This window comes from Flavobacterium sp. 21.1 (assembly GCF_057801535.1).
In genome coordinates, this window is the sequence record NZ_JBYNXA010000002.1 from 290,816 (window position 1) to 307,889 (window position 17,074).

Annotated in this window: 12 protein-coding genes and 2 tRNA genes; 4 read left to right on the forward strand and 10 right to left on the reverse strand. The window is 40.0% G+C overall.

The window, feature by feature from the left end; genetic code table 11:
- Positions 1 to 146: 146 nt before the first annotated feature.
- A complete protein-coding gene (locus AC3E9U_RS04680) occupies positions 147 to 917 on the reverse strand; it encodes a class I SAM-dependent methyltransferase (protein WP_488745753.1) in 771 nt (256 codons plus the stop codon).
- Positions 917 to 1,735: a type I methionyl aminopeptidase gene (gene map, locus AC3E9U_RS04685; protein ID WP_488745754.1), complete on the reverse strand. Its 819-nt coding sequence runs from the start codon at positions 1,733 to 1,735 to the stop codon at positions 917 to 919. The genes AC3E9U_RS04680 and map overlap by 1 nt, the downstream gene beginning before the upstream one ends.
- Positions 1,736 to 1,863: 128 nt before the next feature.
- Here map and AC3E9U_RS04690 point away from each other — a divergent pair, with 128 nt between their 5' ends.
- The gene (locus tag AC3E9U_RS04690; protein ID WP_488745755.1) at positions 1,864 to 3,138 is read left to right on the forward strand and encodes an acetyl-CoA hydrolase/transferase family protein; all 1,275 of its coding nucleotides are present in this window, start codon (positions 1,864 to 1,866) and stop codon (positions 3,136 to 3,138) included.
- Between the two features lie 32 nt (positions 3,139 to 3,170).
- On the opposite strand, the gene AC3E9U_RS04695 is transcribed toward AC3E9U_RS04690, so the two are convergent.
- From AC3E9U_RS04695 to AC3E9U_RS04710, 4 genes are all read right to left on the reverse strand, one after another.
- Positions 3,171 to 6,764 carry a T9SS type B sorting domain-containing protein gene (locus AC3E9U_RS04695; RefSeq protein WP_488745756.1) on the reverse strand — a complete coding sequence of 1,198 codons (3,594 nt, stop codon included), beginning with the start codon at positions 6,762 to 6,764 and terminating at the stop codon, positions 3,171 to 3,173.
- 252 nt (positions 6,765 to 7,016) lie between these two features.
- Positions 7,017 to 7,565 carry a thioredoxin family protein gene (locus AC3E9U_RS04700; RefSeq protein ID WP_488745757.1) on the reverse strand — a complete coding sequence of 183 codons (549 nt, stop codon included), beginning with the start codon at positions 7,563 to 7,565 and terminating at the stop codon, positions 7,017 to 7,019.
- 3 nt (positions 7,566 to 7,568) lie between these two features.
- Positions 7,569 to 9,485, reverse strand: a complete 1,917-nt coding sequence (gene gpmI / locus AC3E9U_RS04705; protein WP_488745758.1) for a 2,3-bisphosphoglycerate-independent phosphoglycerate mutase — start codon at positions 9,483 to 9,485, stop codon at positions 7,569 to 7,571.
- A 4-nt stretch (positions 9,486 to 9,489) separates the two neighbouring features.
- On the reverse strand, positions 9,490 to 11,913 hold the full coding sequence (locus tag AC3E9U_RS04710; protein ID WP_488745759.1) for a DUF5916 domain-containing protein: 2,424 nt from the start codon (positions 11,911 to 11,913) through the stop codon (positions 9,490 to 9,492).
- 207 nt (positions 11,914 to 12,120) lie between these two features.
- On the opposite strand from AC3E9U_RS04710, the gene AC3E9U_RS04715 reads away from it, so the two are divergent.
- Positions 12,121 to 12,831, forward strand: coding sequence for a murein L,D-transpeptidase catalytic domain family protein (locus tag AC3E9U_RS04715; RefSeq protein WP_488745760.1), 711 nt, complete (start codon positions 12,121 to 12,123; stop codon positions 12,829 to 12,831).
- Here the strand turns inward: AC3E9U_RS04715 and AC3E9U_RS04720 are convergent.
- Together AC3E9U_RS04720 and AC3E9U_RS04725 are read right to left on the reverse strand one after the other, a co-directional pair.
- Positions 12,820 to 14,373 carry a L,D-transpeptidase family protein gene (locus tag AC3E9U_RS04720; RefSeq protein WP_488745761.1) on the reverse strand — a complete coding sequence of 518 codons (1,554 nt, stop codon included), beginning with the start codon at positions 14,371 to 14,373 and terminating at the stop codon, positions 12,820 to 12,822. The two genes, AC3E9U_RS04715 and AC3E9U_RS04720, sit on opposite strands and share 12 nt — an antisense overlap.
- A gap of 109 nt (positions 14,374 to 14,482) precedes the next feature.
- Positions 14,483 to 14,920, reverse strand: a complete 438-nt coding sequence (locus AC3E9U_RS04725; RefSeq protein ID WP_488745762.1) for a GNAT family N-acetyltransferase — start codon at positions 14,918 to 14,920, stop codon at positions 14,483 to 14,485.
- 159 nt (positions 14,921 to 15,079) lie between these two features.
- Between AC3E9U_RS04725 and AC3E9U_RS04730 the strand changes: the two genes are divergently transcribed.
- Together AC3E9U_RS04730 and AC3E9U_RS04735 are read left to right on the forward strand one after the other, a co-directional pair.
- A tRNA-Gly gene (locus AC3E9U_RS04730) sits at positions 15,080 to 15,152 on the forward strand.
- 37 nt (positions 15,153 to 15,189) lie between these two features.
- Positions 15,190 to 15,265 (forward strand) — tRNA-Gly (locus AC3E9U_RS04735).
- Positions 15,266 to 15,320: 55 nt separating this feature from the next.
- On the opposite strand, the gene AC3E9U_RS04740 is transcribed toward AC3E9U_RS04735, so the two are convergent.
- On the reverse strand, positions 15,321 to 16,106 hold the full coding sequence (locus AC3E9U_RS04740; protein ID WP_488745763.1) for an RMD1 family protein: 786 nt from the start codon (positions 16,104 to 16,106) through the stop codon (positions 15,321 to 15,323).
- Positions 16,107 to 16,176: 70 nt separating this feature from the next.
- Positions 16,177 to 16,884 carry a dipeptidase PepE gene (pepE, locus tag AC3E9U_RS04745; protein WP_488745764.1) on the reverse strand — a complete coding sequence of 236 codons (708 nt, stop codon included), beginning with the start codon at positions 16,882 to 16,884 and terminating at the stop codon, positions 16,177 to 16,179.
- Positions 16,885 to 17,074: the final 190 nt, after the last annotated feature.

Genomic DNA, 17,074 nt, shown 5'->3' on the forward strand with positions numbered 1-17,074 from the left:
TAGAAGGGTTTTTGAGCGTTGTGTTAAAGTATTTATAATAAAAAACCTACTTTAAAATTATATGAATAGCTTTACAGGAAAGATCGGGTCAATCAATCAAAAACCGAACAGTTAAACAAAAAAAACGCTGCCGAAGCAGCGTTTTTTTATTTATAGCAAACCGGAATGATTTCGCCTTTTGCCAGGCAATATTCTGTTACCAGTTCGGGTGCGATCTTGTTTGTGTAATCTTCTTCAACAACTCTGAAACCGATACTTCTTAATTTGTCGAAATAATCTCGTCCGTAAACGCGAACGTGATCGTACTGGCCGAAAATTTTGGCGCGTTCCTTCGGATCGGTTATCGTATCGTCAGCGAATGTTGTGCTTCGGGACAAATCTTGCGGAATCTGGAATATGCCCATTCCGCCCGGTTTTAAAACGCGGTAAAGTTCGTGCATTGCTTTGGTGTCATCGGGAATATGCTCCAGAACGTGGTTACAGAAAATGATGTCATACGAATTGTCTTCAAAAGGCAAATTGCAGATATCGGCTTTTACATCGGCCAACGGTGAGAATAAATCTGTAGTGGTATAGTCAATGTTTTTTTGTTTTTTGAAACGCTTGTAGAATTCCTGTTCCGGTGCAAAGTGCAGTACTTTTTTCTTTTCGGAGGCTGTAAAAAAATCGGTTTCATTTTTCAGATACAGCCAAAGCAAACGATGTCTTTCCAAGGATAAGGTGCTTGGTGACAAAACATTGTTGCGCTGTGTTCCGTAGCCGTAAGGTAAAAACATGCGAAAACTCTTCCCGTCGATTGGATCAGTGAACGTACTTCCCTTTAACAAAAATGCTAAAACGGGACGTACCACTATACTCAAACGAATCAGGATCGGTCGCGGAATCGTATTTAAAATGAACTTGAAAACCTTCTTCATTAGATTACTAACGGTTGTTTTCTGAACTCATTTTCTTCGTTAGAAGTGATTCCCAATGCTTGGTAAATATAAGCGAAAGTGGAAAGCAATTCCGGTTTTCCGTCGATAATTGCCACATCATGTTCAAAATGTGCCGACGGTTTATTATCGGCCGTAGTAATCGTCCAGCCGTCTTTATGTTGTTTGATGTTTTTGGTTCCCTGATTGATCATTGGTTCGATTGCTACTACCATACCTTCAACAAGCAATTTACCGCGTCCTTTTTTCCCGTAATTCGGCATTTCGGGAGCTTCGTGCATGGTTCTTCCGATACCGTGACCTACCAATTCGCGCACCACACCATAGTTAAACCCTTCGCAATACTTCTGAATGGCATTACCGACATCTTCCGTACGGTTACCTACTTTTAATTCACGGATACCCACATAAAGCGATTCTTTAGTGACTTTCAGTAATTTTTTGGTAGCTTCATTGACTTCCCCAACTTCAAAAGTATAAGCATGATCGCCATAAAATCCGTTTTTAAGCGCACCGCAATCTACTGAGATAATATCGCCGCTTTCCAATGGTTTGTCCGTCGGAATTCCATGAACCACCTGAGCGTTCGGACTCATGCAAAGTGAGTTCGGAAAACCGTACATTCCTAAAAAAGCAGGTGTTGCGCCGTGATCGCGAATAAACGCTTCGGCTAATTTATCTAAATACAAAGTGCTTACGCCGGGTTTGATTTCTGAAGCAATCATTCCCAGGGTTTTAGAAACGATCAGAGCACTTTCGCGCATCAATTCAATCTCTTCACGGGTCTTAACGATAATCATATCTTCAAATTGTTGGTCTGCAAAAATACACAATATTCTTATGATAAATTTTTATTTGGTATTTCGTTATGACTTTTGTCACGATTTCGTAACTTAATGGGGTTTAAATTTACTTAAAAATAGGGCGTATGAGTAAGTATGTATCGGCAGCAGAAGCTGTCAAAGTAGTGAAATCCGGAGACCGGGTTTATGTTCAGGCTGCCGCTGCCGCACCGTCTGTTTTGACCAAAGCACTGACTGAAAGAGCATCGGAATTGCGTAATGTCGAGATATGTCATCTCCATACCGAAGGAGAGGCGCCTTATGCTAATCCGGATTTGGCGGAGAGTTTTCACGTGAATTCGTTTTTCATCGGAAGTAATGTCCGCCACACGCTTGCTGCCGGAAACGGTTCTTATACTCCTGTGTTTTTGAGTGAATTACCACAGTTGTTCCGGAAAAAAGTGCTTTCGTTAGACGTAGTTTTTATTCATGTTTCTCCGCCGGACAAGCATGGTTATTGCTCCTTGGGGGTTTCTGTGGAAGCAACTCTTGCAGCTGTCGAAAATGCGACAATCGTAGTAGCGCAGGTTAATCCGAGAATGCCAAGAACGTTCGGTGACGGTATCTTGCATGTTTCCGAAATTAATTATCTGGTGGAAGTTGATGTTTTAATTCACGGTCATGGTATGGCTGAAATTTCTCCCGAAGAAGAGAAAATCGGAGGTTTTGTTGCCAGTCTGATTGAAGACCGAAGCACGCTTCAAATGGGTATCGGTTCCATTCCGAATGCAGCATTGGCCAAACTGACCAATCACAAGAATTTAGGACTGCATACCGAAATGTTTTCCGACGGCGTAATAGACCTTATTGAAAATGACGTTATCAACTGTGATTTCAAAGGGGTAAACCGAGGTAGGGCTTTGGCAACTTTTTTGATAGGTTCCCAACGTTTGTATGATTTTGTGAATGACAACCCATTTATTGAAATGAGAGAGTCATCGTATGTGAATGATACATCTGTGATAAGACGAAATCCGAAAATGGTAGCGATCAATTCGGCCATAGAAGTGGATGCAACCGGACAGGTGTGTGCCGATTCAATTGGACCAAGAATGTATTCGGGCGTTGGCGGACAAATGGATTTTATCCGTGGCGCTTCTTTAAGTGAAGGCGGAAAAGCAATTATTGCATTGCCTTCAGTTACAAAAAGAGGCGAGAGCCGAATTGTTCCCTATCTGAAGCAAGGAGCTGGTGTGGTTACTACACGTTCGCATGTGCAGCACATCATCACCGAAAACGGTATTGCGAATTTGTATGGGAAAACATTAAAACAGCGTATGTCTGAAATGGTGAAAATTGCCCATCCTGATCATCAGGAGTGGATAGAAAAAGAATATTATAAAATGCTGAAAGGTTTATAGAAAAGGGCAGCCTGATAGCTGCCCTTTTTATTTTATCGCTTCATGGCAAAATGCCCTCTAAACTCTTTGGTTACATTGTTTTTGGTATAAATTAATTTGAACCAATAATCATCCGACGGGAGCACTTTGCCGTTGTAAGTTCCGTCCCATCCTTCTCCGGTAGGGCTTAGTTCTTTCAACAGTTTTCCATATCGGTCAAAAATCAGGATTCTGATCGCGTCCAGGATTCTAGAGCCTCTGATGTTCCAGGTGTCATGGTAACCGTCTCCGTTTGGTGTGAAGTAATTAGGGAAATCCACCACACTGAAAGTCGTACTGGTTTCTCCACATCCGTATTTGTTTTTAACGGTCAATATGTAGTCGGCTTCATATAAGTCGGTGAACACATTGCTGGTTTGCCAACCCATATTGTTTACAGAATACAGATAATCGTCCGAAGCAGGGAATGCTATGGCTGTTACCGTATTGTCAATTCCGAAAGCGATTAATTCAGACGGATTTGCGCTAACGGAAAACGGAACAAAAGAATTTTTGGTAGTGAAATTAAATATTGAGGAACAGTTGGCCGCATTGGAAATATTGGTCACTCTTACGGAATACTGACCTTCGACGGATAGGCTACATATACTTGAGTTTTGTCCTGGGAGTTCATTTCCGGACACAGCATTATAACCATTATACCAGACAAAAGTATAGTTGCCTCCGGATAAATAGGTGTCGATGATGGCCGGACTTGTCACGTTGAAATCTTTGTCGACACAGATGATATAAGGATCAGTGTCGAGTTTGTTTTCAGGATAAGGACGCACAAAAAGTTCCAACTCAAGTATTCTGAAACAACTGATGTGCGTTTCGCTGTCGATGTTTACTTTACTGTTCAGTCGGACATACACTCTCTGATAATCTTTAACAGTATTTGTAAAGTTTAATGGATTTGCAATGATATTGGCGTTATTGGCAATTGCATCATTTTGATCAACATAGTATTTGAAATCTATGTCTGAAATAGGTGTGCTTCCCGCCATTTGTGCCTCTCTTGTTCTTAAATTGAAACTTTCATATCCGTAATCATTGCAAAGTTCGATTGGAGTCGGATTATTGGCGTCTCCCGGCAAATCCATTACAAATAAATTCAGGGTCGTTGTGCTGTAACAGTTGTTGTTGGACGGATCAGCTACTTTAATGAATATTGTAGTCGTTCCCGAGGTAAATGTATTCGGAGTAGGTATCGCATTTCCGGCAATTAAATCAGCATTGGACTGATAGAAAGTCACCTGTAAAACCGGATTGTTACGGGTTATTTGCGGAATTCGGATCGTTAAATCGAATGTGGCTGAATTTGTTCCGCAGAGTTTAATCGGTGAAGGTTGTGAAATCAGAGGATTCGGATAAACACGGATGTCGAAATTCACAATAGAAAAGCATTGCGACACGGAATCAAATAATCTGATAAAAATGGTTCTCGTTCCGACGGTTAAAGGAAGCGCCGTATTCGGGTTTATCGGACTTACGTTGTTCTTTGCATCGTTAAAAGTTGCGAAATAGCTGGTCTGGACCGTTGGGCTTTGGCCTGCAAGTGCTTCAGGGTCTTTGGTATTTAATAGAAAAGTGTCCGACTCGCAAAGGTTTACGACAGAAACAACAGTTTGAATAGGGGGTGTTTTAACCGTTACTGTGAAAGTTCCTATACCATCACAATTGTTATTGGTTTCGATTCTTGTGTAAACTAAAGTTACCCCTATTGGTAATTGGGAAGTGTTGGTCAGCGGATTTAATTCTGTCGAAGCATCGGAAGGCGTCGAATAGAACGCAATGTCAACATTCGTGCTAGGGAAATAGGTGTTTTTGATTAGTAGTCGTTGCGTATTGAAATCAGCATAACCATAGTTCAAATTTAATTCCGGGCAAACAGGGGCCATGTTCGGATACGTGCTAACGCTGGTTGGATTTACTTCTAAATTTATTGTTCCTACGCCCAACGAAGTACAATTCGGAGTAATGGCCTCGTTGACGATTTTTACGTAGATAGTCTGTAAAAAAGGCGAGGTGGAGTTTATGTAATGAACCGGATCAGGTATCAGATTGGTCAAAGCGGCGTCCTGATAAAAATAAAGGGTCAGTCCCGGTGTATTGTTTGTTAAATAATTATAGGCCTGCATCAGGTTGATTTCTGCGATACCGTCGAGGGTCGGAGCAATATAATCACACTGTTCCATAGTTAGTGGTGCCGTATTGATCACCGGAAGCGCATTTATTCGAACTGATACAGAATTAGATTGGTTTGTACACAAAGCCTGTTCAGTGGTCTGCAGATAATAGGTTGAAGAGGAATTTACTGCTTGGTTCGCAGCTGCTACTGTATAGGTACTTCCGTTTGCACCAGGAATTGGATTCCCGTCCTGATACCATTGATAGGTAAGGGCGGAGTTTAAAGCACTGTTTGCATTAGCTGATGTTATGGTAAAACTGCTGCCTTCGCATATTGTTGCATCTGATGCAATGGTTACATTTGGATTTGCGATCAGATGTATCGTGTTGGAAACAGCTTCCAGACAAGGGTTGTTGTATGTTTTTACAAAATAATCTCCGGGTAATGTGGGTGTATAGTTGGCTGACGTAGCGCCGGCAATTGCAGTATTGTTCAAAAACCACTGGTAAGTTAAAATATCTACCGTATTGTTTAACTGCGCACTATTGGTTATGATGCTGCTTAACGTTGGACTGGTATTTAAACATTGCGTACCGCTATTTGAAATGCTGACAGCCGGTGTGCTGTGGAATTTTAAAGTTATTTCATCAAAACTTTGTCTTAATCCGACAGTCGAACCTGATGGATTGGTAGTGATGTCATACGCGGTGCTCATTACTTTGTAAAGGCCGCTGTCAGAAACAGTAATGGTGTTTGTTGATGAGGTGGAATTGCTTGTTGAGGTCAGTAACACACCATCTTTATACCAGGTAAAATTAAAGCGAAGATAGGAAGGGATTCCGGGGAAATCTGAAGTGTCAACTCGTGCCATAAGATCTTTAGTCTGTGGCTTGCAATAATCGAGTTGTGTAATTTCCTGACTGGCCGTATCAACTATATCTACAGAAGATAAGAAATCACAATCCGAACTTCCCGTTCCTGCAATCTGTGTAATCTGAATATTTCCCGGAACGTTAGAATAATTGTCGATCAAAAGAACATACAATTGGCCATTGACTGCGTTAGGAATGTTTACATTTTCAATACTGCTGGCGGACCAGCTGCAATCTACTTCTCTAGGAACGTCTAACTGACTGCAAATATTGGTTAGGTTGTTAAATGGGCCCCATAAAACGAAATCCACGTCTGTTCCGGCGCCAGATAAACTGGTTTGTGATATTTGCAGCGTTATCGGACCGCTGTTCTGGATTTCAATAAAAAACCAGGTCGGGCCATGAAACTGTTCACCTATACATGAGGTATTGAACGTTTCGCTGTTTCCTCCGGTTGAGTTTGAAAACGGGATATTTGTCGCGCAGGATTGGTAGAGTTGATAATTGGCTTCCAGCTGGGCACAGGATGACGCGCCTCCTTGAGCAGCGAGATTGCCCGAAATCAGCAGAAATAGCGCTGTAATTAATTTAACAACAGATTTCATTTTTGTTATTTTGGAGAGAAGCAAATGTATGAAATAATTTAGGCCTATTCTGAAAGTCAGAAGACTTTAATTTGTAGGATTAATATAGGTCACTTTTTGCCATGATATAGAAACTGTTGCGTGAGGATTTTATTGTGTGAGATTGTTTATTGATTGTAGAAAAAAATCGCGCGTACATAATGTACGCGCGATAGGAATCTTTTTGCGACTTGTTATCTGTTTGTTACTTAGACTGTTAACTATAATAGTCCCTTAGTTTTGATAAGCATGTTTGTAACTTTGTCCTGAAAGGATTTTAAGCATGTCTTTTTCAAGGGTCTCCATAGGTCGCTCTACGATGCGGTGTATTTCTTTTCCGTTTTTGTAGAAAATAAACGTTGGAACATTGGTGACGTCCAGTCCTTTTTCGAATTGCTCCGGTGTCTTTTTGTTTTTATCAACCGTAATCAGGGTAATATTTGCATTGTCGAACTGCAAGGCTTCCAGAATCTTGTAAAATCCTGGTACCTGTTGCTGACTGTCTTCACACCATGTCCCCATAAAAACAGTAATCGAAACATCTTTTATATGTTTTTTTAATTCGGCTATCGTGGCCGCATTTGGTTTATAGTTTTCATGATTCGGACTGTACCAAAGGCTATAAGGTACTTTTAATAACGCTTCTTTAGGCTGTTTACCAATTAAAGTGTCTTTGGTTTGGACTACCGTGGTTTCCGAACTCATAATAGGAATTGACTTTGATTGCGCATTACAAAACGCAACCGAGGCAGTAATTGCTAATAATGTGAAAATCGTTTTCATAGTTTAGTGAGTATAATTCGGAATAATTTCTTCAATCATTTTGTTTCCGTCTGCATCGCAATAGGTACAAGTCATTGCACTAAAATCGCAAATCCATTTGTAAACGCCTGCTTCTGCTGCCTGATTACAGAATGTTTTGTAATCGGTTTGTCCGGCCTGATGAATTTTAAGAGCGTGTTCCAATGCTAATGTTGAAGGATCATTCGATATTTTTATGGTTTCATATTTCGGTTTATCGCTTACAGTGAAATCATTTGTTCCGAAGTAAACGGTTGTTCCGTCAGCCACTAAATTTTCATATTTCAGAACACCAATGTTTTTCAGTTCGCTTACATAGCGAGGAAAGTCAGCTCCTGATTTTACATAACTGTGCGCTTCATGAATCTGATCCAATGCGAAAGCGGATAATAAAGAATGTCTTGTCATGGCTTGCGGCTTTTCAACGCCCATTAATTCTAGGATCGTCGGAGCTATATCACCTAACACACCGTTATAAATATGTTTCAATTCCTTATCTACCAAAATAAGCGGAACCGGATTGGTAGTATGTGCCGTGTTCGGGCTTCCGTCCGGATTGATCATGGTTTCACAGTTTCCGTGATCGGCAATTACTAATGTAGTGTAATTATTCTCCAATGCCGTTTCGATAACTTGTTTTACGCAGATATCTACGGCTTCGCAGGCTTTGATTGCGGCGGACATAACGCCTGTATGTCCGACCATGTCTCCGTTGGCAAAATTCAAACATACAAAATCCACTTCGCCTTTTTTCAACTCAGCAACCAAAGCGTCTTTTAATTCGAAAGCGCTCATTTCCGGCTGTAAATCGTAAGTAGCTACTTTTGGTGACGGACATAAAATGCGGCTTTCGCCAACAAAAGGTTCTTCGCGGCCTCCGGAAAAGAAAAATGTTACATGCGGGTATTTTTCGGTTTCGGCGATTCGGATTTGTTTTTTGTTGTTTCTCTCAAGAACTTCACCCAAAGTTTCAGTGATGTTGTCTTTGTCGTAAATCACATTGACATTCTCAAAAGTATCATCATAATTGGTCATCGTAACGTAATACAACGCCATTTTGTGCATGTTCTGTTCGTGGAAATCTTTCTGAGACAAAGCTTCGGTTAATTGTCGGCCTCGGTCAGTTCTGAAATTGAAGAAAATCACGACATCATCTTCCTGAATCGTAGCAACCGGTTTGTTGTTCATGTCGACCATTAAAATCGGTTCAATGAATTCATCCGTTACATGATTGTGATAACTTGTCAATATGCTGTTTACGGCGTTAATGGAATGGATTCCGTTTCCGTTTACCAGCAGGTCATATGCTTTTTTTACGCGTTCCCAACGTTTATCTCTATCCATCGCATAATATCGACCTATCACAGAAGCCAGTTTTGCAGAAGAATTTTGCAGGTGCTCCTCTAAATCCTGAATGTATTTTGCACCCGATTTCGGATCTACATCGCGACCATCGGTAAAAGCATGAACAAACACATTTTTTAGCCCGAAATCCTGAGCGGCATCTAATAAACCTCGTAAATGAGAAGTATGGGAATGTACACCGCCATCGGAAACCAAACCTAAAAAATGTACATTTTTATTGTTTTCCTTAGCATAGGCAAAAGCGTCATTCAGCACTTTTTCCTGATTTAATGATTTGTGCTCAACAGCCAGATTGATTTTAGCCAGGTCCTGATAAACAATTCGTCCGGCGCCAAGATTCATGTGACCTACTTCCGAATTTCCCATCTGGCCGTCCGGTAAACCAACGTTTAATCCGTCGGTTCTTAGTTGGGCATTCGGGTATTTGGTATATAAACTGTTTATGAAAGGAACGTTTGCATTGTCGATTGCAGATACTTTCGGATCGGGAGATTTTCCCCAACCGTCCAAAATCATTAAAATTACTTTTTTATTCATGGTGTTACAGCCAGTTTTTGGCTTTGTTATAATCAATAAAATATTTGATACTTACAGAAAAAGTATGAGTCAGATCATTCTGTAAAGTATTTGCTAAGTTATCAATTATATTTTTATTTAAACGCTGTTCGTAATGCGTTGAATAATTTCTGTATAGTACAGACACCTGACTTCCCGGCGCAAACCACCAAACGTAGGACAAATCATAATTCCATGACTTAAAATTGTCGTTGTTGTTTTGTTTGTACTCCGTATTAGGTTCGTAATAACCGTTGTCCAGAAGTGTCAGATAGTTTTTGATTTCCGAATAAGACCAATAATAACGCACTTTCAGATTAAAAGTCATTTTGCTGTTGATGGCATATTTTCCGCCAAGTGAATTTTCAATGGTTGTTACATTTCTGTTGGCGAAAATGATATCTGTGTCGGTTTTGTCCACATAACCTTTGTCGTTATTGTCCCGGGCCATATTCAGTCCGTAAGTCAGAAACATTTTGTCGCTGAAACGGTAACGCGGACTCAGGTTAAATCCGTACGAATTACGCTTGGTTTGTTCATAAACGTAGAAGTATGGATTGAAATCGATCGCAAACGGATTGTTGTAATTGGAAGAATAATAGATATAGCTGCCTATACTTTTCGGACGATACACGTAACGGCCCGCAGTTCTCGGCTGATAAAAATCGTAGGTTACTATCGGATTTAAATCGATCCCGATTCCGAAGTCATCATTCTTTTTGTTTGATGCATTCATACTTCCGCTGAACCAGGCATTCTGAACTAATCCGGTATCGTTTTGCCACTCAAGAGAACTGTTCGCATTCAGATAAAAGGAATTGAAAAGTTTGGTGGGATTTAAGATTCGGTAACTGAAATTAGCAAATACATTGTGATAATTGTTGGTGAAATTAATTCCAAGGTCGTTGATGTCATAATCCTTCGAAACATAATTCCCTCCTCCGTTGAAACGGTATTTTCCAAAAGTTTTCGCGAAATACAGATTGGTGTTGAATCCGTTTTTGTCTTCTACATCATTAATATGGTTGTACTTGAAATTTCCTGAAAGTTTATACGTATTTGCTTTAGTGTTCAGGTCGAATAGCACAGCGGAAACATTCGCATCTTTAAAACTTCCGTCCCGCATAACATTAGTGTTTACAAAACTGATCGAAGAGTTTTTTCTGAAACGCTGGTCAAATACCAATACATTATAATTAGCTAAAGGTTCTACTACTACGCCTCTTCTTTCACCTGTCGCAGTATTGACTACGGTTGCCTTTGTTTCTTTTGTAACCGCATTTAATACGCCGATCCCCAATCCTTTCGAGGTTCTGCCTGAAACTTTTAGCGCGTTTAGAAGGTCAATCGTTTTGGGCATTTTTTCTACTTCTTCGTTTTCACCTAAAACCACATCTCCGGAAGGCGTGCTTCCGATTCTTCTGGAATAGAACAAGTTGCCTTTATTAAACAAATCGGTACCTTCGGTAAAGAAGCTTCGGTTTTCATTCAGTTGTTGTTCGAAGGGTCCGAGATTCAGGATTTTATTGTCGAAGGTCGTCTGCCCGAAATCCGGTACTAAAATGGCATCCAGGGTAAACGAGTCGTTGATTCCGTATTTGATATCCATTCCGCCTTTAAAAGTAGTCTCGGTTCCTTCTTCATTATGATTTACATAACCTGACGCATAGGGAATGAAGAACAGTCGGGTAGGAGGTTTGATGTTTTCGATTCCGGTCAAAATTCCGGCCTGCTGGGTGATGTTCCCGATATTGGCGTCGATTCGGTTCCAGGCATATTTTTGTTTTTTGTAGCGTACTTCCCTAAACAGGTTCAATCCCCAAACCTGCTTATCCTTAGATGAAAATCGGATAGCAGCATATGGGATTTTCATTTCCACGACCCAACCGAAATCGGTTATTTTCACGGCGCTGTGCCACACGGCATCCCAGGAATAGTCTTCGCCGGTTTCCTGAGTGGCGATACAGTCCATTTGTGTTCCGGCAGCGCTGACGATCAATCGGAAATCCTGTTGCCCGTCGTTGTATCCATTCAGGAACACGCCAAAATGATCGGAGGTTCCAAAATTATCTCTTTGGGTGATTTCTTTAAGAAGGGTTTCTTTTTTCTGATACATTTCCGCACCTACATAGATACCTTCATTGTCGTATGCGATTCGTACGATGGTTTTTTCTTCCGGAAGCTCCGGTTTTCCATTGTCCGGCTGAAACATTACGAAATCGGTTGCTTTTTCTGCTGTGCTCCAGAACGGTTCATCTAATTTTCCGTCTATCGTAACATTTTGATCTGTTTTTAGGGCAGTAAGTGTCTTTTTAGCTGGAGTATTCGGCGTTCCCGGCGTTGGATTGTCTTGCGAAAAGACTATGGTAGAACAAATAAAGCTTAAGAAAAAGGACAGCTTTAATTTCATTTTTTTTTGATTTTTTTGATGATTGACATGTCAAAGATAAATATTTCCGGAAACCCTTGTAAATATTAAGAAATGTTTAACTACGAGGATTTTGCACTATCGACGAAATGTTAAATTTTACCGACAAAATGCAAAAAAAATTTGGTAGTCTGAATTATTTATATACTTTTGGCTTATCACAAATGAAGTATAACAAAAAGAATATCAATGAGTTACAGATTATTTACAGTTTTATTTTTATTCCTTTTGTCGTTCAAATCAGTAGCGATAAATGAAAATGGTGACCCGAAAGCTTTGGCCTCAACTACCAAATCTTCAATAGAATTAAAAGTTAAAGATTTATATAGTTCTTTACATTTGAATTCATTCACTCTGCCTAAAATGGAAGCTTTTTCCAAAGCGGTAAGTGGTTATATTCAGTTAAAAGCACAAGGAGTGGTTCAAAAAGATATTTTGACGATAGTGGACTTTAGTTTGTCTTCAACTCAAAAACGTCTTTGGGTAATCGATATGATAACCAATACTGTATTATTACAGTCGGTAGTGTCTCACGGCAGAAACAGCGGTGAGGAATTTGCGAATTCTTTTTCAAACGAATCAAATTCCAATAAAAGCAGTTTAGGTTTTTACACAACGGGCGAAACCTATAACGGAAAACACGGGCTTTCTTTGAAATTGGATGGTTTGGAGTACGGAATCAACGATAATGCAAGAAACAGAGCTGTTGTAATGCACGGTGCCGATTATGCTGCCGAAAGCATTATCAGACAGCAGGGAAGATTAGGGAGAAGTCAGGGATGTCCTGCGATTCCTTATGCGCTTCACAAAGAAATCATCAATCTGATAAAAAATAAATCTTGTTTGTTTATTTATCACCCGTCAAGAACTTATGAAAAACAGTCAAAACTAACTTTGTAGTTTTTCCGATAGACCGGCATCGAGATTGTAAATGTCCGGCCGGAACTGAAATCCATCCTCGTTTATCCACGCTGTCCAATACAGCAGATGAATGAAGATGGGTTTTTTTATAGGAATTCCCGAGGTTTTTTCAGTTGCGATTATTTTTTCAACCCGTTTCTGGTTCATCACATTTGCATCGGTTTCAAGAATGTAATAGGCCAAATCAAGCGGGTTTTCTACGCGTACGCATCCCGAACTTAAAGACCGTCCGGTCAATGCGAACAATTCTTTATGATTAGTGTCATGCAGATAGACCAGATGTCCGTTCGGAAAATTAAATTTAACACGGCCCAATGAATTATTGTCTCCCGGTTTTTGAACATATCTGTAATTATTGGGTTTCTCAGCATTCCAGTACTGCGGATTCACTTCCTGTCCTTTGGAATCGTAGATCGTTATTCTTGTTGCTGCAAAATAACCGCGATTTTGTGAGGCGGTGGGACCTAAATCTTCTTTTATGATCGTTGGGGGAATCGTCCATGTAGGATTGATGACCAGGTTGCTTAAATGGGAGGATAAAACGGGGGTCTGACGTGTATCTTTTCCAACGACTACGTTGTGTGTTCGTACGGTATCTTTTCCTTTTATCGCGTAAAGTTTAAATTCAGGGATGTTGATGATGATATAATCGTCGCCGAAGTGTCTCGGAAACCACCGCCAGCGTTCCATATTCGCAAGAATTTGATTCTTGCGCTGTTCTTTGGAAACATTCATGGCGTTGACTGTATTTTTGCCAATAACCCCGTCAGCGAGTAAACCATGGCGTTTCTGAAAACGTTTTACGGCTTCAACAGTTTTGCGGTCGTAAATGTTTGTGAAGACACTGTCTTTGTTCGTATAGTCTCCCCAGTATGTTAATCTTTTTTTGATTTTCCTGATCGCCGGTTTTATATCGTTTGGATTTATTTTGTCTTTATCACTAATTATGATGGAATCAAAATGATCCTCCGGCATTTCGTTTATTTTTTTAAGACTCTTTTTTAACAGCTGATAGACCATATGATCCGGTTTTAAAGTGTCTAATGTTTTTTGAACATCGTGATGTCTGATGGCCTCCTGAAGCAAATTGATGGCTTTGATCTTTTTATTGCCGGTATCCCAATTGCCGTACAATTGTTGAGGGTTTAACTTCCCATTATATAAGTGGTTGGCAAATTTGTGGAATGATTCTGTTAAAAGGATGTCAAAATTGACCATTTCATCCGGAGTCAGTTTTGTTTTTGTATTGTCCTGTTTTTCAAGTGCGCTTAATTTGTAATCTTCCGGATTCAAACCTTCGCTTCCGGAGTCTTTTACTAAATCGATCAGGGCTTTTCGGTCTTCGTTTTCCGTCCAAACGGTTCTGAAAAGATTGTTGCGGTAGAATTCTTTAACCTGCTCGGATTTATCCCAAAGCAAAGTACTGTCAAAAGCAATGGATTTCGGAGAATATATAGGAATTACCTTTGGAGGATCCTGCTGGCTGTTTTTTGCCAGAACAACTTCTTTTTTACAGTTCATAAAAAGTATGGGGAGTAAAAAAAAGAGGTATTTGCAGGACATGATAAATTTTATTTTTATGATTTGTAAGTTACAAAAAATACTGTCGCTGTCATTGCTTTTTAACATTTTAAAGGCGTTTATACATAATAAAATGAGGGCCGACCCCTTCAATTTCAAAAACATCGCCTTTCGTTTTATAACCTAATTTTTGGTAAAAGGAGACGGCTTTTTGTCTTGCGTTGAACCAAATCAGTTTGCCACTTTTTTCTTTTACGTAATGTTCCGCTTTTTTAACTAATTGTTCACCGAAACCCATGCGTTGGTGGTTTTCAAGAACAGCCATGCCCCGCATCTGGAACTGGTTTTCTATGGTACAATCCGGATATTTTGTTTTGTATATTGAAACGACGGCCAATAATTCTTCGTTTTCGGAAAGGCCAAAGTGTGCCGTGGTTCCTAAATTATCGCCATCGAAATGACAACTTTCGATTGGTTTGCCCGGTCTTAAAACGGGCTGTCTGACAGAAAATGTGTCTTCGGCTTCAATTTGACGGATTAAAATCATAAATTTTCAGTTGTGTTTAATGATAATAACTTGCTAAAAATAAATCGATTATCTATTAGATGACGAAATACTCTAAAAGTTGCTTCAAGTTACACGATATTTTTTAAAAAAAAGTTTGTTTGGAAGAAAAATATTTGTCTATATTTGCACCACAATAATGCGGAAGTAGCTCAGTTGGTAGAGCTCCAGCCTTCCAAGCTGGTTGTCGCGAGTTCGAGCCTCGTCTTCCGCTCCTAAACTTAGATGAAAGTTTTAAAAGATCATCACCTGCGGAAGTAGCTCAGTTGGTAGAGCTCCAGCCTTCCAAGCTGGTTGTCGCGAGTTCGAGCCTCGTCTTCCGCTCCAAGCCTCAAGCGAAAGTTTGAGGCTTTTTTGTTTTTATTAGTTTTCGAACAATTAGTTAGACTACTTTAAACAAGGTCATTATTATTTCGAACGCGATCAGAATAATGATGATCCATTCCAAACGATGGCTTTCCCGCACATTCAAAACATCTGTAAACAGCGTAAGGTTGTCTTCAACGATCTGTAATCGGTAGTCCAGATCTTTAAAGCGGGGATGGATGTCAAAATTATTCTTCAAATTGCGATTAAGAAGGTTGAGTCCTTCATTGTCCCAAACAAGATTGGGGTCGTCCAGGATGTATAAATTGTCAATGATGCTGTTTTTGACATTCAATACTTTTCCGATGTATTTAAGCAAATCGGTTTTTGAGATGCTCAGCCTTCCTTTCTGCTCCAGCTCCAGAATGTAGTGTTTTGATGAAGTGATTAATTCGTCGGTAAGCATTTCATAGTATTCCAGAGCAACGGACTGGCCGGTGTTGAGCATAACGATTCGAAGCAATGCAGGGTCAATCTGAGAAACGACCACATAATCGTTTTTTACCGTAAATCTTTCCACCGGGCCGTTGGTTCGGATGAGGTATTCTTCGAATAAATTTAAATCGACAGGATTGGTGGCGTAATTTTTAACGAAGTTCAGGAATTCGCTTTTGGCAATCGCATCATAATTAGCAAAAACAACCACGCCATAGTCAAAAATATACAAATAACGGTCGCTTTCCGTAAGTGCATAAAATACTTCGGAAGTGGAACCCGAAAAAGCCTCGGTACGAAATTCGGTGCGAAACTTTTTGATATTAAAGGATTCAGCAATCTGGATGGCTTCGATTCGAATTTCCATAACCAACTGATTTCTACAAATTTAAGAAAAATTTCTTACTAAATTTCTAGAAATCAATGGTTTTAATGCTTTATTTCAGGTGCGATAAGTCAGTTCCGCTTTCAACTTCTACCGCTTTCTGATTCTGTTTGAACAATCGTGCCGGCAATGTTCCTTTTAAGGTGATTTTTTTACCATGCACTTCCAGCCAGCTTCCTTCGCGTAATCCCAAAACGGGCTGTGAATTGAAGTTGTGAAATTCGTTAATACGTGTCTCGCGGGTTTCCCCCATATGCGTAGAACCTTCAATTGGGTCAAGGTAGTGCGGATTGATATTGAAAGGAACGAACGCGAGTGTATTAAAACTTGGCGGATAAACAATCGGCATATCATTGGTGGTTCCCATGGTAAGTCCGCAGATGTTACTTCCGGCAGAAGTTCCAAGGTAAGGCGTGCCGTTTTTTACGACTTGCTCCAATGTTTCAATGATTCCGGTTTTATATAGTTGTGTAACTAACAGAAAAGTATTTCCGCCACCGGTAAAAATACCTTCCGCCTGTTGTAATGCTTCAATCTGATTTTCGAATTCGTGAATGCCGTTTACCGCAATGTTGATTTTTGAGAAGGCCTCGCTCACTTTCTTGGTATAATCATCGTGTGAAATTCCGCCCGGTCTCGCATAGGGAATGAAAAGGATTTTGCTGATTCCGCTGAAATGTGTTTTTAAAGTTGGAAGCAGGTATTCCAAATAACTTCCTTCATATAAAGTAGAGGTGCTGGCAATAATTATTCGTTTCATTTTTAAATCTTTGTGACAAAGGTATAGAATTTCAAAAATGAATTGTAGGATTCGGATTTCCGGTTTAACAAAAAATTACAAATTTGTTGGCAGAAATTGGCAAACTTCGCAGATACTTTTACAATCCGATTGGTTTTTTTCTTTTTGCGTTTGGATTCTCTTATTTTGCCGCTGATGCCGGTTTATCGAA